The sequence below is a fragment of the Novosphingobium sp. HR1a genome (assembly GCF_015594425.1).
Taxonomy (GTDB): Bacteria; Pseudomonadota; Alphaproteobacteria; order Sphingomonadales; family Sphingomonadaceae; genus Novosphingobium; species Novosphingobium resinovorum_A.
Window position 1 is genome coordinate 1 of sequence record NZ_JABXWS010000114.1, and the last position, 19,032, is coordinate 19,032.

17 protein-coding genes and 1 pseudogene are annotated in these 19,032 nt (G+C 63.7%); 7 read left to right on the top strand and 11 right to left on the bottom strand.

The window, feature by feature from the left end; translation table 11 throughout:
* A partial coding sequence (locus HWN72_RS29940) for an IS3 family transposase (RefSeq protein WP_309141606.1) occupies positions 1-843 on the bottom strand: 843 nt, incomplete at its 3' end.
* A pseudogene (locus tag HWN72_RS31965) lies at positions 804-971 on the bottom strand (transposase); the annotation flags it as partial. The gene HWN72_RS29940 and the pseudogene HWN72_RS31965, both read right to left, overlap by 40 nt.
* Before the next feature lie 277 nt (positions 972-1,248).
* On the opposite strand from HWN72_RS31965, the gene HWN72_RS29945 reads away from it, so the two are divergent.
* The 6 genes from HWN72_RS29945 (at position 1,249) to HWN72_RS29970 (ending at position 7,628) form a co-directional block, all read left to right on the top strand.
* A complete protein-coding gene (locus HWN72_RS29945) occupies positions 1,249-2,625 on the top strand; it encodes a transposase (RefSeq protein WP_211152220.1) in 1,377 nt (458 codons plus the stop codon).
* Between the two features lie 99 nt (positions 2,626-2,724).
* Positions 2,725-3,426 (top strand): MarR family winged helix-turn-helix transcriptional regulator, encoded by a 702-nt coding sequence (locus HWN72_RS29950; protein WP_211152221.1) that lies wholly within the window; start codon positions 2,725-2,727, stop codon positions 3,424-3,426.
* Between the two features lie 5 nt (positions 3,427-3,431).
* Positions 3,432-4,709 carry an MFS transporter gene (locus tag HWN72_RS29955; protein WP_211152235.1) on the top strand — a complete coding sequence of 426 codons (1,278 nt, stop codon included), beginning with the start codon at positions 3,432-3,434 and terminating at the stop codon, positions 4,707-4,709.
* A gap of 21 nt (positions 4,710-4,730) precedes the next feature.
* A complete protein-coding gene (locus HWN72_RS29960) occupies positions 4,731-5,681 on the top strand; it encodes a ketopantoate reductase family protein (RefSeq protein ID WP_211152222.1) in 951 nt (316 codons plus the stop codon).
* A 12-nt stretch (positions 5,682-5,693) separates the two neighbouring features.
* The gene (locus HWN72_RS29965) at positions 5,694-6,509 is read left to right on the top strand and encodes an alpha/beta hydrolase (RefSeq protein ID WP_211152223.1); all 816 of its coding nucleotides are present in this window, start codon (positions 5,694-5,696) and stop codon (positions 6,507-6,509) included.
* Positions 6,510-6,533: 24 nt separating this feature from the next.
* Positions 6,534-7,628, top strand: coding sequence for a low specificity L-threonine aldolase (locus HWN72_RS29970; protein WP_211152224.1), 1,095 nt, complete (start codon positions 6,534-6,536; stop codon positions 7,626-7,628).
* A 126-nt stretch (positions 7,629-7,754) separates the two neighbouring features.
* Here HWN72_RS29970 and HWN72_RS29975 read toward each other — a convergent pair whose 3' ends face one another.
* The 5 genes from HWN72_RS29975 to HWN72_RS29995 all read right to left on the bottom strand — a co-directional run bounded on the left by HWN72_RS29975 (position 7,755) and on the right by HWN72_RS29995 (position 12,444).
* On the bottom strand, positions 7,755-8,120 hold the full coding sequence (locus HWN72_RS29975) for an SDR family NAD(P)-dependent oxidoreductase (protein ID WP_211152225.1): 366 nt from the start codon (positions 8,118-8,120) through the stop codon (positions 7,755-7,757).
* Positions 8,121-8,124: 4 nt separating this feature from the next.
* Positions 8,125-9,810, bottom strand: a complete 1,686-nt coding sequence (locus HWN72_RS29980) for a cation:proton antiporter (RefSeq protein WP_211152226.1) — start codon at positions 9,808-9,810, stop codon at positions 8,125-8,127.
* A 69-nt stretch (positions 9,811-9,879) separates the two neighbouring features.
* Positions 9,880-10,599 (bottom strand): hypothetical protein, encoded by a 720-nt coding sequence (locus HWN72_RS29985; RefSeq protein WP_211152227.1) that lies wholly within the window; start codon positions 10,597-10,599, stop codon positions 9,880-9,882.
* Positions 10,600-10,789: 190 nt separating this feature from the next.
* Entirely contained in the window at positions 10,790-11,428 is a 639-nt protein-coding gene (locus HWN72_RS29990; RefSeq protein ID WP_248006479.1) for an FAD-dependent oxidoreductase, read from the bottom strand.
* Positions 11,407-12,444, bottom strand: coding sequence for an acyl-CoA dehydrogenase family protein (locus tag HWN72_RS29995; protein ID WP_211152229.1), 1,038 nt, complete (start codon positions 12,442-12,444; stop codon positions 11,407-11,409). The genes HWN72_RS29990 and HWN72_RS29995 overlap by 22 nt, the downstream gene beginning before the upstream one ends.
* Positions 12,445-12,742: 298 nt before the next feature.
* Between HWN72_RS29995 and HWN72_RS30000 the strand changes: the two genes are divergently transcribed.
* Positions 12,743-13,267, top strand: coding sequence for a Dps family protein (locus HWN72_RS30000; protein WP_211152230.1), 525 nt, complete (start codon positions 12,743-12,745; stop codon positions 13,265-13,267).
* 165 nt (positions 13,268-13,432) lie between these two features.
* Here the strand turns inward: HWN72_RS30000 and HWN72_RS30005 are convergent, their stop codons facing one another.
* From HWN72_RS30005 to HWN72_RS30020, 4 genes are all read right to left on the bottom strand, one after another.
* Positions 13,433-15,031 carry an ATP-binding protein gene (locus HWN72_RS30005; RefSeq protein ID WP_211152231.1) on the bottom strand — a complete coding sequence of 533 codons (1,599 nt, stop codon included), beginning with the start codon at positions 15,029-15,031 and terminating at the stop codon, positions 13,433-13,435.
* 304 nt (positions 15,032-15,335) lie between these two features.
* Entirely contained in the window at positions 15,336-16,664 is a 1,329-nt protein-coding gene (locus HWN72_RS30010; RefSeq protein WP_256434651.1) for an efflux transporter outer membrane subunit, read from the bottom strand.
* Between the two features lie 62 nt (positions 16,665-16,726).
* A complete protein-coding gene (locus HWN72_RS30015) occupies positions 16,727-17,830 on the bottom strand; it encodes an HlyD family secretion protein (protein WP_211152233.1) in 1,104 nt (367 codons plus the stop codon).
* Between the two features lie 17 nt (positions 17,831-17,847).
* The coding region (locus HWN72_RS30020; protein WP_211152234.1) for an MFS transporter at positions 17,848-19,032 on the bottom strand (1,185 nt) is incomplete at its 5' end.

The following is a 19,032-nucleotide window of genomic DNA, read 5'->3' on the forward strand; positions in this document are numbered from 1 at the left end:
CTTCAGGGAGCGCCAGAGTCGCTCGATGAAGACGTTGTCCATCCACCGTCCCCGACCGTCCATGCTGATGCGGACTTCGGCCTCGCGTAGCACGCTGGTGAAGGCGAAGCTGGTGAACTGGCTACCTTGATCGGTGTTGAAGATTTCCGGCTTGCCGAACAGGGCCAGCGCCTCTTCCAGTGCCGCGACGCAGAAGCCGGCATCCATGGTATTCGACAACCGCCAGGCCAAAACCTTCCGGGTCGCCCAATCCATGATCGCCACCAGATAGAGGAAGCCCCGGCGCATGGGGATGTACGTCACGTCGGCGCACCAGACGTGGTTGGGCCGCTCGATCGCCAGCTTGCGCAGCAGATACGGATAGACCCGGTGCTGCGGATGCGGATCGCTCGTACGGGGACGCTGGTAGATCGGCGTCAGGCCCATCTTCGCCATCAACCGCCGTGCCCGACGACGACCGATCTCGTGTCCGGCACGCCGCAAGTGCCGCGCCATCTGGCGGCTGCCATACCACGGGCAGTCCAGGAACGTCGCGTCGATCACCGTCATCAGTGCCAGCGTCTCATCGGTCTCCGGCACCGGCGCATAGTAATAGGACGAGCGGCTGATCCGCAGCAGGCGACACTGCGCCGAGATTGACAGGCGATGGTGAGCAGGTCCGACCATCGCCCGCCTCCGGTCCACGCTCATCGACCGAAGGCTTTCGCTAAAAAATCCCGCTCCACGACCAGTTGCCCGATCTTGGCGTGCAACTTCTCGACCTCGCTCTCGCTGACAGCCTTGGCCACATCTCCGGCTCCAGAAAAGCTGCTCGCCATTCCTTCGATGGCCTGCCGCTTCCACGATGCGATCATCGTATGGTGCACGCCATGCTTGGCAGCCAACTCTGCCAGCGTCAGGTCGCCCCGGATCGCCTCCAGCGCCACCTTCGCCTTGAAATCCGCGCTGTAGCGCTTCCTCGTCGTCTTCATTCCCGTACCAATCCATCAGATCGGGAGTAGCTTAACATCCTGTCCGAAAAACCGGCACCACCTCAGCTGTCGGTCCGCACTTGAGAGCGGCAAATCTTCGCCTGGGCGTCCGACAAGGGTCGGCTTTGTCGAGTGCTAAATGCCGCGTCGTCGGACGAATGCGCCATTCCGGCACGCTCTGCTGGGCGACCGCTATGCGCTGATAGTGTTGAAAAACTCCGGCTTGAAGTAGTCTTCGGGGTCTGATTCACTGTTCTTGCGGGACGGAGACAGGCCGATGATGGGCGAGCGGACGGTGGCGCAGGATGCGCTGTTTTACAGCTTCAACCTAGAGCGGCACGTACCGGCAGGTCATCTGCTGCGATCGATTGACAGGTTCGTCGATCTGTCCGGCATCCGCGAGCATTTGCAACCCTATTACAGCGAGACAGGTCGTCCTTCGATTGACCCGGAACTGATGATCCGGATGTTGCTCATCGGCTACTGCATGGGGATCCGCTCGGAACGCCGGTTGTGCGACGAGGTACACCTCAATCTGGCCTATCGCTGGTTTTGCAGATTGGGACTGGAAGGCGATGTGCCTAACCACTCGACGTTTTCCAAGAACCGCCATGGCCGGTTCCGCGACAGTGATCTGTTGCGCAAGCTATTCGAGACAACGGTGGAGCGCTGCATGGCAGAGGGGCTGGTCGGCGGTGAAGGCTTTGCCGTCGATGCGAGCCTGATCGCAGCCGATGCTAATCGCCAGCGCGGGGTCCGCGGCGGTGAGCCCTTGCCGCCGGAAGCGACCAACCATGCTGTGAACGAATATCTGGCGGTGCTCGACGATGCCGCGTTTGGTGCCGCGACGCCTGTCGTCCCGAAGTTCTTGTCGCCTGCCGATCCTGCCGCGCGCTGGACCAGCGCCAAGGGCGGTCAGGCGTTCTTCGCCTACTGCACCAATTATCTGATCGACCTGAAGAATGCCGTGATCATGGATGTGGAAGCGAGCACGGCGGTGCGTCAGGCTGAGTTGTCTGCGGCACGGCGGATGATCGATCGCGTCCAGGACAGGTTCGAAGTCTGGCCTGCGCGACTGGCGGCGGACACCGCCTACGGCTCTGCAGAAAACCTAGCGTGGCTGGTCCACGAGAAAGGGATAGAGCCGCATATCCCGGTCTTTGATCATAGCAACAGGCGCACCGGCAGCTTCCAGCGACCCGCCTTCCGCTTCGAGCATAAGCGCGATGTCTATGTCTGCCCGGGGGAAAAGGATCTGAAGCGGCAGCATCGCAACTTCGCAACAGCGCGCTCCGGCGTCGATCAGGATGGCTTCATGCGATATCGCGCGTCCAAAGCCGATTGTGACGCTTGCGCGCTCAAGCCGGACTGCTGCCCGGGCCAGCCCGTCCGCAAAATCCTGCGTTCAGTCCATGAAGGCGCTCGCGATCTCGCCCGTGATCTGGCGCTGACCGACGCCTATGTCACTTCACGTCGGGAACGAAAGAAGGTCGAGATGCTGTTCGCGCATCTCAAGCGCATACTGAAGATGGACCGGTTGCGCCTGCGTGGACCAAATGGAGCAAAAGACGAGTTTCTCCTCGCCGCTACCGCTCAGAACCTCCGCAAGATGGCCAAGCTTCTGCCGATGAAGGCTCAACTAGCAACAGGTTGAAGGCCAGAACGTCATTCAGCCCATTCCCGCTTCGATCCCAGCACCTAGCGAAGATCGGCTTCTTCAACGCTATCCGCTAGATCCGGACGTTGATGAAGGATGTCTCGCCCTACCGCATACACGCAGATTTGGTCGATTGCTTCCCGGCCGCTTGGCGATCCCCTCAGCTATAGCGGCCGTTCCAGATCTGACTGCGACGCGCGCCACACCCGCGCAGATGTGATGCTTTTGCATTTTTCGCATCGTCTCGAGAGCGGCCATTCGGTGCGCAGTTTTGTAGCTCCACTCGATGCGCTGATGAGAAATGGTGCGGTTGGAGTTGACCAGCGGCATCGGCTAATACAAAAGATGCATATGCATCATGATTCGTTTTCCATTGCTGATTTGAGTTGCGCCTGCAACGCCCTGCGCAAGGCATCGCGTGCAGTCACTCGCTTCTATGACGAGGTGATGGAGGATACCGGCCTTTCGCTCGCGCAGTTCGCAGTGCTCTGGAATATCGCGCGACGCGAACCAATACCCCTGATGGATCTCGCTCACCTTCTCGTGATGGATCGCACCACGCTCTATCGCGCGCTAAAGCCTCTCGAACGCGAAGGCTGGGTTACGCTTGAAGATGGCCAAGGACGGGCCAAGACCGTCCGGCTGACCGATAAGGGCCATCACGCGGTCAAGAACTCTACGGATGCATGGCAGGCGGCTCAGCGACAGCTCGTCGAGAAATTCGGCCTGGAGCGCTGGGCCGCTACGGAAGCCGCGCTGCAGGACCTGGTGACGATATCGCAGGAGGCGATGCAATGAGCCGCATGCTGCATCGGACAGGCATAGTATCCTCGCGCGTTCATATCGTCCTGATCGTCGGCGTAACCTTCTTCGCACTGCTTGTCTCTGCGGGGCTTCGCGCCACGCCGGGCGTCCTAATGATGCCGCTCCAACTCAATTTCGGCTGGGACCGGGCGACCATCTCCTTCGCCGCTGCGATCGGCATCTTTTTGTATGGTCTCGTCGGTCCTTTCGCGGCGGCGTTCATGATGTCCTTCGGAATTCGGCGGACGATGCTGGCCGGCCTGATGCTGATGGCGGTATCGACCTTCGCCAGCCTCTGGATGCGCGTTCCCTGGCAGTATGTTCTGAGCTGGGGCGTGATGTCCGGTATTGGAAGCGGGGCAGTGGCCTCCGTGCTCGGCGCTGCCGTGGTCAATCGCTGGTTTGCCACGCGGCAGGGACTCATCATGGGCCTTCTCAGCGCCAGCACGGCAACGGGATCGCTGATCTTCCTGCCATTCCTTGCCTGGCTGTCCAATCAGGGAGCCTGGCGGCCAGTCGTCATGGCCGTGAGCCTCGCCTGCCTCATTCTCGTGCCGATCGTTGCGCTGGTGCTGCCGGAGCATCCCGGCGATATCGGCACGCGCCGGTTCGGGGAGCGGCCGGACAGCGCTCCGCCGGCATCGCCAAAGCAGGCACGCACGGCAGGTCTCGCTATCAGCGTGCTGCTCAGCGCTGCGCGGCGCCCCGTCTTCTGGCTGCTGTTCGGGACCTTCTTCGTTTGCGGTTTGACGACCAACGGACTGGTGGGCACCCACATGATCGCCTTCTGCGGCGATCACGGTGTTGCGCCCGTGGCGGCGGCCGGCCTGCTCTCGACCATGGGCTTCTTCGACCTGTTCGGCACCACAGCGTCGGGATGGCTCACCGACCGCTACAATCCGCGCGTGCTGCTGATCGTCTATTACGGTCTGCGCGGGCTTTCGCTGATGGCGCTGCCCTTCCTGAGCTTCGACACGATGAGCCTTGGCGTCTTCGCGGTTTTCTACGGGCTGGACTGGATCGCCACGGTGCCGCCGACCGTCAAGCTCGCGAACGAGGCCTTCGGGGAGCAGGAGGCGCCGATCGTGTTTGGCTGGATCCAGACCGGGCACCAGCTTGGCGCGGCCTTTGCCGCCTTCGGCGCTGGCGTGATCCGTGAGCAGAGCGGTACTTATCTCCCCGCTTTCCTGGCAGCCGGCGTGATGGGTGTCATCGCTGCTGGCGTGCTACTCCTGACTCTGCGGCAGGGTCAGGCGGCGAAGCTGCAAGCCGCCTGACCCATTCTGAGGAGACGAGTGTTGCGTATCTTGGTCGTGGGAGCTGGTGCCGTTGGCGGCTATTTCGGGGGCCTCTGGTCCGCGGCCGGTTGCGATATCACGTTTCTCGCTCGAGAAGCGCGCAGGGATGCGATGGCCCAATCCGGTCTGACCCTTGTGCGGGAAGGCCGGGAGATGCGGACTCGGCCGCAGGCTATCGTCGCAGCCGACATCCGCTCACCCTTTGACATCATCTTTCTCGCCGTGCCGGGCCATGCCGTGGCCGACGCCATCGCGGAGATCCGCTCCGCGATCGGGCCGGTGAGCGTCATCATCTCGTCCCTGAACGGCGTGCGCCATTTCGACCCTCTGCGGGAAGCTTATGGAGACGCAGTCCTCGGCAGCGTCGTCAAATGCGTCACCACGCTCGACGATAGGGGGCGGATCGTCGAACTCGCTCCCATTGCAGAGATCGCGATCGGTCCTTGGACCGGTGATGACAGCAGGGATCTGGAGGCGGTCCGGTCTTGCCTCGCCATCGAGGGTGTGGCGGTGAGGGTTTCTCCGGTCATCCATAAAGAGATTGCTGAAAAGTGGCTGATGATGGTCGCCCTCGGCGCGGCCAACAGCCTGCTGGGCGGCAATGTCGGAGAGATCAACGCAGATCCTCACGGTGCCTGGGCGATCCAGGAATTGCTCAAAGAAGCACATTGGGCGCTGGTCGAGATCGGCACGCCCCCAAGGCCGGCTGCGCTCGATACTCTGGCGCGGACGTTGGGTGATCCAACTTCCAAGCAGACATCATCTCTCTATCGCAACATGCTTACCCAGCGTCCGATCGAGCATGAACCGATCATCGGCGATATGCTGGCCCGTGTCCGTAACCAGAGCGCATACCCGCTTCTGTCCGCTGCCTATGCGCGCCTCTCGATTCACGAAGCCAAGCGCAAAGCGGGCGAAGCCGAGCGTTCCCATGCCTTTGTGGCAGCCTGAAGAGGATCGCCGATGCTCCCCCGCTGGACCAAACGCATCATCTTTTACATGCTCGGCTCCGTGCTCGTTGCCGGCGCTTCGGGGCAATCGGTCGCGGCGGATCAGGCGATCGATTTGCCGTTGAGTAGCGGTGTGAAGCAGCGAGTGCTGTGGAGTGCGCCTGGCAACCCGCGCGGAACCATCGTGATGTTGCCCGGCGGCGCCGGAAATGTCGGCATCGAACGCGATGGCGATCTCAAGCGCGACCATAATTTCGTCATCCGTACGCGGGCGGCGTGGAATGCGCGTGGCTATGCCGTCCTCATACCCGACACCATCGCTGACCAGAATCTGCGGGGCGTACGCAGTTCGCCAAGCTATGGGCAGCTCGTAGAAGATCTCGTGCGCTTTGCGCATGGTCAGGTACGCGCACCGGTCTTCCTGCTCGGCACCAGCCAGGGCTCGATCGCGGCGATGAACGGCGCAGCGCACGCCACACCCGGAAGCATTAACGGTGTCGTGCTGACCGAGTCCGTGTCGGTCATGGGCGGCAGCGGCGAGACCGTGCTCGACGCGGATCCCGGCAGAGTTCGCGTGCCGGCGCTCGTCGTCGCCAATCGCGACGATCACTGCAATGTCGCGCCGCCCGCGAACGCGCCGAAGATCGGTGCGGCGATGACCGCGAGCCCCGACGTCCGTGTCCTGCTTGTCTCGGGCGGCATCGACCGGGACGGCAATGACTGCGGCTCGCTGTCGCCCCACGGCTATTACGGCATCGAGCCCAAGGTCGTCGGCGACATTGCCGACTGGATGGATGCCCATCTCAAGCCCAGCCGCACTTTACGATAGCGCCCAACAGTAAGGAGCCTCCGCATGATCGATCTGCGTAGCGATACCTGCAGCCGCCCGACGCCCGAAATGCGCGCCGCCATGGCCCATGCCGAGGTCGGCGACGACGTCTATGGCGACGATCCTACCGTCAAGGCGCTGGAACACGCGACGGCAGAACTGCTGGGCAAGGAGGATGCGGTCTATATGCCCACCGGCACGATGACCAACCAGGTCGGCATCCGCGCGCATACCGAGCCCGGCGATGCCGTGCTGTTTGATCAGAACGCCCATGTCTACATCCTGGAAGGCGGGGCGCCGGCGGCATTCTCAGGCGTGTTGCCCCGGCTCCTGCCGGGTGTGCGCGGGATATTCACGCCGGCTGACGTGGAGGCGGCGGTCGCCAGCGCGCATCCCTTCTTCCCCACCACCATCCCGGCGCCCGTGCGACTGCTGTGCCTGGAGAATACCCATAATATCGGCGGCGGCGCGGTCTGGCCGCTGGAGCAACTGAGGGCCGTCACCCGAACGGGCCGCGAGCTTGGCCTCTCCTTGCATCTCGATGGTGCCCGCCTGTGGCACGCCACCGCCGCGACCGGAATCAGCGAGGCGGACTATGCAGCCCCCTTCGATTCGATCAGCGTCTGCTTCTCCAAGGCGCTTGGCGCTCCCGTCGGCTCCTGTCTCGTCGGCGGCAAGGACTTCATCACTCGCGCACGTCGCTTCAAGCAGCAGATCGGTGGGGGTTTCCGACAGGCCGGCATCATTGCGGCGGGAGCACTACACGCGCTCACCCACCATCGCGGGCGATTGGCCGAGGTGCATGCGCTCGCCCGGGGCTTTGCCGATGGGCTGGCTGATCTCGACCGCATCATGATCGATCCGGCGAGTGTCGAGACGAACATCGTGCGGTTCCAACTGCGCGATTGCGATGCGGGCGCCTTCGTCGAGGAAGCCCATCGTCGTGGCCTCCATATGCTTCCCTCGGGGCCAAACGCCGTGCGCGCGGTCTTCTACCTCGACATCAAGCCGCAGGATGTCGAGGGCGGGTTGTCGATCGTCCGTGAGACGCTCGCCGCACTCACACCCCAGGACGAACGGCGAACTGCCGCCTCACAGGTCGCCACGGCCGGTTACTGACCGATCGGCGCCCGCCTCAGAGCACGCCGCGCCAATCGGTGAGGGCGGACTTTGGAGATCAAATGAATCTGCCGACGGCGAGCCGGCAGATCCGGGGAGACTATCAACGCTTCGGTTGGCGAGCCGTTACCAAGGTTGTCGACCGTGGCTACCGGAGAATCCACCCGTTGGGCCATCCTGCTCGATCAACGCCAGTTTGATTGCGATGACGGCCCATTCCTCCGGCGTGATAAAGGCTGAATTGCCGTTGAGGTCGGTCCGAACATGCCCGGGCTCGACCGCGTTGACCTTCATTCCGAACGCCTCGAACCCTTTCGCGAACGAGACCGTCACTGCATTAAGCGCGACCTTCGACGACGAATAACTGCCGGTCCGCACCTGGGCGTCGAATTTTGGCGGCTGAACGTCAAAAATGGGTCGGAACCGACGCCGCGTGAGCATCAGATATGACCGCGACCTTTCTTCCAGACCGGATATTCGTTTATCGTCCATCTACCTACGCAGTCGCCAAAAGCGGAGTAGATTGCCCAGATTGCCGCTCCGCCCATGCGTCAACATCACTTGGAGAAATCCCGAGACGGTCGAGCACCGCTCTCGCCGCCTGCAACCCGAGAGGTGCAGCATTATCTATCACGGGTGACAGACCGACAGAGGCGAAATCCTCTGCTTGCTCTGGCCCATCTACGATCGCGATGCGCGTCAGGTCGGGGAAGAAGCGACGCGCCATCGGCGTCAGGCCAGTTGAAAGATCCAACGAAGGCGTGGTGAGAACGCTGATCTGCCGGCCTCCCATCGCAACCGGCTCCCAGAGCCTCGAATCTGCGAGGTCGCCAAAGATGACCTCGTAGCCATCCGCCACCGCCTCCCGCAGCAACTGAGGATTCTCCTCGATGGCCGCAAAGCCGATCCCAAAGGCGTTCAACCCGTCAGCGATGGTGCGGCCTCGCTCGCCCATGCCCACGATCAGAACAGGCTCGACCAATTCGCGGGGGATTAACTCTGCCTGTGCACGAGCACCACGCACCCGACGCAGTCGTCCCGCGACGGCCCTCCCCGCCTCTGCCAGGCTAGGCGCCACCGCGAGCGTGAGCGCGACGGCGGCGATGAGGACTGAGCTTCTCGCTTCCCCGACCAGGGCGCGCATCGGCGGAAGGCTCAGGATGACGAACGCGAATTCGGACCCCTGAGCCAGCAGGAACCCGAGCTGCGTCGAGCCAGGCACGGACCATCTGAAGAGCAAGCTCGCAGTCGCGTTCAACAGTACCTTCGCGCCGATGATGATGGCGGCAACGACCAGCACCTCCGGCCACACCCTCAACAGCGTCGCGACGTCCAGCGACATTCCCACGGAGATGAAGAAGAAGCCCAGGAGCAGTCCACGGAACGGCTTGATCTCAGACTGGATGATCGCCCGATACGGCGTCTCCGAAACCATCATTCCGCCAAGGAAGGCACCGAGCGTAAGCGAGAGGCCGAGCGAACCGGTGGCCCAGCCGGTCGCGAGGGCGATCAGCAACGCGACAGCGGTGAACATCTCCTCGTTGCGGTTGCGCGCGATGAGCTCGAACAAAGGAAGGACCAGATATCTGGCGCAGATGACGGCAACCCCGAACGCCCCAAGCGCCTTCCCGATCGCCAATACAACCTCCAACCCCACCGCACGACCGGAATCCAGTGCCGTGGCGAAGATAAGGATGAAGATCGCCGCGATGTCCTGAAACACCAGGATCGACGTCGTCGTGATCCCGACCGGGCATCCCTGCTGATGCCGCTCGACGATGATCCGGATCACAACGGCGGTGGAGGATAACGACAACGTCGCCCCGACCACGAACGCCGCCATCGGCGGCAATCCGAAGGCCAGTCCGATCACGCCCAGCCCGGCCGACGCGATGACGACCTGCGCCGAGCCCATGCCGAATATGTCAGAGGCCCTCTCCCGCAGATGTCCGATTGAGAAGTGGAGGCCAATGTCGAACAGGAGCAGGACCACGCCCAGCTCGGCGAGGAGCCGCAGTGTCTCCGTCAAAGGCACGACGCCGGTCGCGGAGAGCGCAATGCCGATGGCCAGATAACCAACGATCGCGCTGAGGCCCATCATCCGCGCCGCGATCGCGGCGAAGACCCCAAGCGAAAGCAGCAGGATCACCGGCGCGAGTGCGGAAAGGATCGCGGTTTCCATCACCGCATCCCGCACGACGCGACTGGCCCAGGCAGCCGCGCCCAAACCCAAAATGTCAGACCCATCAGCCTAGTCGAACTTGTAGTCGGACAGCTCGATTGTGACGAGTTCGGGCTCCGACATGGGCACGTTGTCAGGGGTGTTCGGCACGATACGCATGTTCGAGTACAGGGTGATGCCGTCCACGACCACCGGGCCGGTCAGATAGTGCGCGGCGGAGTTGTTTCCCTGGATCTCGACTTCGTAGTCGTGACGACGCAGGAGACCGTTCTCGTCGAAATAATAGTGCTGGATGCGACTATGGGTCGCGATGGCGTTGGGGAACTCCACGCGCAGGCGGCGCCACGTCTCCCCCCCTTCGCTCCACGGATCGACCTCTACCGCGAGAACACCCGGGCGCGCCAGGAGGAACGGAGCCGTGAGGTAGTTCCACATCGCGTAGCCGGCGAAGTAGCCGAGCTGCGGCAGACTCCAAGGCGTCTCCAGCTCGAAACCCGCGAAGGTCGGACGCGGATCAACGAGTTCCTCGACGACACGCCCGGCGTCGTCTTCGATCAGCACCTTGCCCGGCGTGAATATCGAATGATGCGTGGTCGGGGAGAACGGCCAGTGCGTCGCCCATTCCTTGTGCAGGTCCACCTTCACGTTCGCGTCCCGAAGGGTCACTTCCTGGCCCTTCAGCGCCCATAAGGCACCGCCCTGCCGAAGGCGCGCGGTGAGAAAGTTGAACTTGCTGAAGCGGTCGAGGCCGCCATGTGCCTTGATGGCGAAGTCGAGCAGGTCAGACATGGTGGGCTCCCGGACTGATTGGATCGGTCAACTGCGCGCCATGGGGAGCTGCGGACGGACTCGACCATGCCGACAGCGGACCATGAGGCAGTCCGTCTCCACAGGGTTGCCACCCGTCGCGCGCCGGTTCGACCCATACGGTGGTATGGAGGATCCCTCCTTCCGCCTTGGTGCCGTTCGAAGCTGACGGCTACCAGCGCAATTTGATCTTGGGCTTCGCCCGGCGGCGCATCCTGTTGGACAGCGCCAGAAGCGTCGTCCTCAGCCAACCGATGCAGATCGCGAGGTGGCCTCGGTAGAGCGCGTCGTATGCGCTCCGCGCGGCCAATCCCGACAGTCCTATGCACCGGCCGTATGGAATGGGCAGGTCGCCGATCACGTCTGCACCGAAGGAGACGAGCGTGCCGAGATAGCAATAATCGAACGGCGCCCGATTAGCCCCTGTCGTGTCCCGTCGAAGCGAGCGCGCCAGATGAGCCGCCTGCTGGTGTGCAGCCTGCGCGGTGGCCGGGATCGGTCGCTCGGAGCCCTCCGGATAGCAAGCCGCACAGTCCCCTATGGCAAATAGGCCGTCTATCGGCCGGTCCTGCGCACCCACCACGCGCAGCGTCGGATCGACCTTGATCCGATCGCCTCTGTCGAACATCAGGCCGGGAATGGAACGCAGCACACCGGGGCCCTTTATCCCCGATACCCAAACGATCATGTCAGCCGCGAGACCGGAGCCATCGGCAAGCGTTACACGTCCAGCAGCCACCGCCGAAACCTCGACGCCGAAGCGCAGGACCACACCATAAGCCTCGAGCGTCAGACGGGCATAGGTCGACATCGTCTCCGGGCTGCCGGGAAGAGGCCGGTCGGCCATCTCCACCAGCGTGACCTCAGCTGCTCAATCTCGGCGAGCCGCAGCATCATCGACTGGCAGGCGGTGAGATTGGCCAGCATCTTGGCGATCAGTTCCTGCAAAAGCTGGAACGAGCCGATTGGCTTGCCAAACTGCTGGCGCTGCTGGGCATAGCGCACTGCGTTTTCGTAGGCCCCCATCTGCACGCCAGTCGCCATCCAGCCCACACCGGACCGTGTCTCGCGCAGGACCTTCGCGGTGTCACGGAAGGTACTGGCGCCCTTCAGGTGGTTCGCGTCCGGGACGCGGCAGTCGGTCATCGTGATGTGGCCGTTCTGAACCACCTTCAGCGCCATCTTTTTCTCGATCTTCTCGACCGTGAAGCCGGGAGTGGACTTGTTCTCGACGAGGAAGCCCTTGACCTGGCCATCCTCGACATCGCGCGCCCAGACGACCGAGACGTCGCACCACGGCGCGTTGCCGATCCATTTCTTCTCGCCGTTGAGGACCCACTCGTCACCCTCGCGCTTGGCGGTTGTGGTGAGCCCGCCACCAGATCCGGAACCCACGAGTGGCTCGGTGAGCGCGAAGCAGCCGATGATTTCCAACGATGCCATCTTCGGGATCCAACGATCCCGCTGCTCCTCCGAGCCGAGCATCGCGATCGATCCCATCGCCAGGTCGTGATGCACGCCGAAGAAGGTCGCGAACGAGGCGTCGACGCGGCACATCTCCATGATCAGCATGCCGCGGAACTGCGGCGTGCTGTTCTCCAGGCCAATGGTGCCCAGGCCGAGCTTCTTCAACGGCTCGATGAGTTCAAATGGAAAGGCGTCGCGCACCCAGTAGTCGTTGATGATGGGAGCCACGCGATCGTGCATGAAGGTCCTGACCTTCTCGATGATCGCCGCCTCGCTCGCGTCGAGCACCCCTTCGATCATGTAGAAATCGCACTTGGGGACGGGCAATGGTTTGTCGTTGGGCTTCGCTGCCGTTGCCATTCTCAGCTCCTGTCTACTGGTTCGCGTTCGACGATGCCGGCCCCCAAGAACCGGTGTGCGTCGTTCGATCTGAGGATACCGATCCATGTGCCCGGGCCTATTTCCCCTTCGGTCTGCCCTCCGCATACGATCGTATGGGCCGCACGCCGCATGATGCAGCCACGCGACGTTGGTCGGTTTCCGCCACACCACCGTATGATATCTACCCAGGTGCTTCTCGACCTATCCGAAGGGATGAAACCACAATCCACCTCGCCGCCCTCGATCGGTGGCGGCCCCCTATGCAGGAGCACCGCACATGAAGCAGACATCAGGAGAGATCGAAGCCGGTCGCTTCCTCGGAACCCCGAGTGATCTTGGCGAACAGGCCACACGCGACATCTCCGCCGCGCTCAGCGCGCTCCTCGCGGACGTGTTCGCGCTCTACCTCAAGACCAAGAACTTCCATTGGCACATGAGCGGTCCGAGCTTCCGGGACTATCACCTCCTGCTCGACGAGCAGGCGACCGAGATCTTCGCGATGACCGATCCGATCGCGGAACGCGCACGGAAGATCGGGGGTCAGACGATCAGGTCGATCTCCGACATAGCCGGTCGCCAGCGGCTGCTCGACAACAACGAGCTCTTTGTTGATCCGCAGGACATGCTCGCCGAGCTCCACGGCGACAACAAGCAGGTGGTGGCCGAGATGCGCCGCGTCCACGAACTCTGCGACGAACACGCGGACATCGCCACGGCGAGCCTGCTTGAAGTGTGGACCGACGAGGGCGAGCGACGCGGATGGTTCCTGTGGGAATGCGCGCGCGGACGTCAAAGCGCTTAGACGCTACCACCTCTACCCAAATCGTCGCGTCACCACCCGGACCCAGCCATCCGCGGTGGTGGCGCTTCGCTGCGACAATATTCGTAAGCGCAAGGATCGGACGTGGAGCCGCATCCGATCCCACGGCAGATCACTTCTCCTGCGAGGACTGGCAGTCTGCCGCCCTTACGACGCAGCGACCGGCAGCTGGAACCAAACGCACGCCCCGGGCAGAGATGAACTGGCCTCGATAGCCATGGTGCCCCGGTGTAACGCCACGATCGACCGGCTCATTGTCAGACCGAAGCCCGTCCGGCCGGCAGATCCGGCATCCTGCGCGGCAAACAACGAAGCGACGTGGGATTGCGCCAGACCGGGGCCGCTGTCGCTGACCGCGCAGCGAGCGAAACCGTCGGCAGCCGTGAGTGATACGCTCACCCTTCTCTCCGTCGCGCCCGATCGCTCGAGAGCCTCGATCGCGTTGACGACGAGGTTGACCACCACCTGACCGATCTGGGCCCGGTCGATCAGCACAAGATCGCAGGCTCCGTCGACATCCAGTCCTATGGAGACGCACGCCGCCCTCGCCTCACCCTCGATCAGCTTGAGAGCGTCGCCTACGACCCGGCGAAGGGGCTCGGTGCTCAGATTTGGCGTATGGTTCTGCGCCATACGTCTCAGACGGTCGACGATGCCATGGGACCGCACCGTCGCCGACGAGACACGATCGAAGGCCGTTATGGCCTCGTCGATCCGAGGTTGTGGTTGATCCAACCAGCGCCGGCCGGTCGATGCCAACATGGCAATCGCAGATAGAGGCTGGCTGATCTCGTGCGACAACCAGGTGCAGAGTTCACTGAGGAGGGAAAGACGGTAGGATTGGGCGAACTGCGCCTGCAGACGTATGAGGTCGGCCTGCGCGGCAACGCGGTCCGCGATGTCCACCATGCCGATTATGGATACCCGGCTCCCACTCTCTCGGACGGACGCGCTCGCAAGAATCACATCCCGCGTCTCACCATCCAGCGTGTTCAACCTAGTCTCGCACTCATAGCTGCGAGCCTCCATCCCCGCGATCAAGGTCTGGACGAAGCTGTCGGGTCTGGCGCGCCAGGCAAAGGCCACCGATCGCCCCACCAGTTCGTCGGCCGAGGCAGCGCCCAGGATCCTGACCGCCTCCGGATTGACGTCGTCGATGATGCACGCCTCCGCAGCCCGCTCCCTGACGTCCGGATGAGAGCGAAGGAAGGATTGGAGATCGGTTGCGGGTCCGACGCCGGCTTCCGCATAGAGCTCGGTAAGACGGTCTCCGTTGACCCTGCACAGCCCCAGCGGCAGATTCCTGAAGAGCGTGCGCTGCTTGACGATCGCATCCGGCATGGCCTCGTCCGCCAGTTCCAGGCCGCGCATGTCCGTGCATTGCACTACCAGCCGTCCCAGCCCTGCATCCAGATCGACCTGTCGAACTGTGATGACGACGGGGACCAGCTCCCCTTCGAATGTCCGAAGACGGCTTATGCGCCGCTCGATGCGATCGGGGGAACGCAGCGCCTCAAGCAGGCCGCAGAACGCGTCGTGAGCGGCCTCTGGCCAGATCGCTGACAGCGTCATGATGCGGACGGCGTGCTCCGGCCAACCGAGAAGCGAGCAGGCAGCCTCATTCACCGCGACGATGTGGGCGGCGGCGAGGATTTCGGCCACGCGATCGCGGCATTGCGCGGCTGTCGTCCCCGACCATCCCGCCAAGGCGAGGCTCTCGGACAGATCGACCTCGATGGCCGCCACGCCCATCCCGTCGCTGGATAATTGCGGCGGGTGAGGATGCGATCGTAGACGCGATGGCGATTGACCGAACGATCCTAACACGCCGCCTGGCACCGCGCTGCTCGCGAGCCGTTCGCCCGCTCCGCTAAACACGACAGCATCTGTCGGCAGCGCAATCCAGTCACGTACCGCGCAAGAGTCCGCCGAAGCATCGAAACCCTCCAAGCCCCCAGTTCAGCAACAGCGCCAAATGTTGCGACGGGAATTCTCTGGGAATAGCACCCGCTCCGGGACCCGTCGCCCCATACGCCGGTATGCCCCCGGCTCAATCGTGACCCGCCCCCCGCCCGGCTGTGGGCTCGCGTTCCCAGCCGCCTCCGAGACCACGGTAGAGCGCCACGACCGTGGTCGCGCGAGCGGACCGTATCGACACCCGCTGCAACTGGATCTCCAGTAGGGAGCGTTCCGCATCGATCTGCTCGAGATAGGACGCATATCCCGATCGATAGCGCCGGCGGGCCAGTGCGACGGACGACGTCACTGCGGCGATTTGCCGCTCGATCGCGGACTCCTCCTCGTTCAGGCGCCGAACTACGGTCATCGCGTTCTCCACCTCCTCGAAAGCCTTCAGGACGGTGGCACGATAGGTGAAGGCGGCCGCATCGCGTCGTGCTGCCGCGGCATCCGCCTGAGCCCTCAGCTCACCTCCCCTGAACAGGGGCGCGAGCACCGATCCACCCAGCGAGAACAGGCTGATGGGGTCCGATAGCAGCGTCGATGCGACGGTGCCGCCTGAAGCCGACAGTTGGAAACTGGGCATGAACTGCGCGCGTGCAGCATCCAGGCTGCGGTCCGTCGACGCCAAGCGCATCTCGGCCTGCGCCACATCTGGGCGGATGCGGACGAGCTCAGAAGGAAGAGCTCCGGGGATGTCTATCCGCAGCAATTTCTGAAGATCGGCTCCCCGGTCGATGGTGCCGGGCATGTCGCCTATGAGAACGCTTAGCGCATTCTCCTGCTGCGTGATCGACCGACGAGTAGAAGGGATAAGCCGGGACGTCGCCTCGAATGCTGCCTCCGCCTGTCTCAGTTCAAGTCCCGATCCGTATCCGGACGAGGTCCGCCGCCTGATGACATTCAGCTCCGCCTCTCGGGACTTGAGCGTCTCCTCCACGATGGCGAGTTGCTCGTCCAGGCCACGCAGCAGGGCGTATCCGGAGACGACCGTCGAAATGAGGGTTATGCGAGTGCCGTCCCGCGCGAACCCCGAGGCCAGGAACGCCTTGCGGCTTGCATTGGACGTGGCTGAGAGGCGCCCAAAAAGGTCTACCTCGTAGCTGATGGTGAACTCACCGGCGGCCTGGCTCTGGTCGACGCCCATTCCGAAGGCGTTGACGCTTCGCGATCTTGCCGACCTGCCATCGATCCCGATCGTTGGCGACAGGCGGCTTGCCGCCGACCGGAACTGGGCACGCGCCTCCTCGACCCTCGCCCCAGCCTCGAGGAGATCGGTGTTCCTCTCCAGTGCGCTTCGGACAAGTCGGTCCAGCACGGGATCGTCGAATCTCAGCCACCATTCCGCGTTGATCATGCTGGCGACGCTCGACTGATCGCGCCAACTGGTCGGGATCGTGACCGCACTTCCAGACGGCATGCCCGGCCGCGGCCCAGCACACGACGCGAGGAGGACCAGCAGAGAGGAGGCTAGCGCGCGCTTCACGGTGCGCCCGAAAGCTCGACGCGGGCGTTCACCGACATCCCGGGCCGCAGGCGCTGGAACAACGGTTGACCCGGATCGAAACGTATCAGGACACCGAGCCGCTGCGGCACCTTCACGAAGTTGCCCGTCGCGTTGTCCGGCTTCAGGACCGCGAACTCCCAACCGGTCGCCGGCGAGATGCTGGACACTGTGCCGGCAAGTTTGCGTCCACCAAGCGCATCGACCGTGATGGATGCCCGCTGGCCGATCCTGACTCTGTCCGTCTGGGCCTCCTTGAACAACGCGATGACCCACCGATCACCGGGAACAAGTTCGAGGAGCGAGGTGCCGTTGGTGACGAACTGTCCACGCCGCACATGGATCTCGCCCAATTGGCCAGCTTCGGGCGCTCGGATCACGGTATGGAGCAGATCGATCCGCGCGAGCCGCAGCTGCGCCCTTGCGACGCGAACCTGCGCCGCAAGCCCTCCCCGGCCGACCTCCACGGTCTTGAGATCCTGTCGTGCGATGTCCGACTTCGCGGTCGCCTGCCGAAGCCCGGCCTCAGCCTCCGCGAGGGCCGCGGCGGTCTGATCTCGCTCCCGGACCGAGATCGAACCGTCGCTCACCAGATCGAGCGCGCGCGCCATGTCCGCCTTGGCGCGCAGAAGCTGCGCGGACGCATTCGCCGCCGCGGCCTCCTCCCCCGCGATGCCTGCGCTCCGGGCCGCCTGCGCCTGCTGGCTGTTCGACAGGGCGGCGATCTGGACGTCGAGGTTCGCCTCCGCCTGCTCCACTCGCGCGCGGTAGATGTCGTCGTCGATCAGCGCGAGGAGCTGGCCGGCATCGACCCGGTCGTAGTCGCGGACAAGCACCCGATTGACGTATCCGCTCACCTGCGGTGCGATGACGACGGTGCGGCCACGGACGAGCGCGTTGTCGGTGCTCTGCGCTCCCCCGGTGAACGGACCGATCCCCCACACCTGAAGGACGATCGCTACTGCCGCGAGCAGCGCGAGAGCGAAGATAGCGGTGACCCACGGCTTCTGGCGCGGGGGCTGCCACGACGGAGCAGCAGCCGGAGCTTCCAGCTCTCTTGGTGGAGCCGCAGCTTCCGGCATCTGAGTCCTGGCGTCCGTCACGGTGTCACCTGTGCGGGCTGAGCGGTCCCGGCCTGCAGTCTCGCCAGCAAGGTCATACCGGCGATGAAGGTCGCGATGCCAAACGCGAGGATCGTCACGACCCAGAATGCATCGTTGAAGGCGAGAACGTTGGCCTGTCCGCTCAGTGCCTGGCCGAGCAGGCCGTTGGCCTGCTGCCGCAACGCGGTCGGGTCGGTCACACGGGATTCCAGCAGGTGCGCATAGGTCGCGATCCTCTTGACGACGGCCGGGGCTCCAGTCGATAGCGCCTCGGCCAACCGCTCGGAGTGCGCGCGTGCCCGACCCACCTGGATGGTGCTCAGCAAGGCTGATCCGGCGAGCCCCCCGACGTTCTGGGTCGTGCTGAAAAGGACGATGAAGCTGACGAGGTAGTTGGGACCCCGGGTGATGATCTGCCCTATCCCGAAAAGAAGCGCCGGCCCCAGGAACAACGTGGTGCCGAAGCCGAGCAGCGCCTGACTGAGGTAGAGTTCCGGCGGGCGGGTGAGGCTCGTCGAATGGGTGTCGAGCCATGCCCCAAGACCAATGATCACGGCTGCAACCATGATGGTCGGGACGACCCGGTCGGGCCGAAGCGTCAGCGCGACGGTCGCAATGCCGGCCGCCATGGCCACCATCACGGTGGCGAAAAGCGGATGCAGCTGATCGCTCGTCAGCCCGCCCAGCGTAAGCAGCCCGATCGCCGCGTAGGTCTGCTCGCTGAGCGCCAGCCTGACGACTATTGCCACGAGGATGAAGAACACGATCTCCTTGGTGCCGAACCACCGGACAAGGAGAAGCGGCCGCTCACGGCGATCCTCGATGAAAAGCGCCAGCGCCAGCATCGGAATAGCCGCGGCGAGCGCCCAGCCGAGCCAGGCTGCGTCGGTCCACCAGTAGTAGCGTCCGAGCGCACACACGGTGCAGATCAGCAGCATCGAGGTGATCGTGAGCATCACTGTCACAGCGTCCAGCGGTTCGAACACCTTGCCGCGTTCGACCGGGGGAAGCGGCATGAGATTGAGCATCGCCCACGCCGCCAGCGCCATTGCGAGTTCGATCAAGTGCAGCCCCTGCCACCCGAGCGGCGCGATGGCGGATAGTGGGAACATGCGTGCGAGCGGAATCGCGAGCTGCGGGAGGCTAAAGCCGATCACCGCGGCGACCGGGCGGGACTTCAC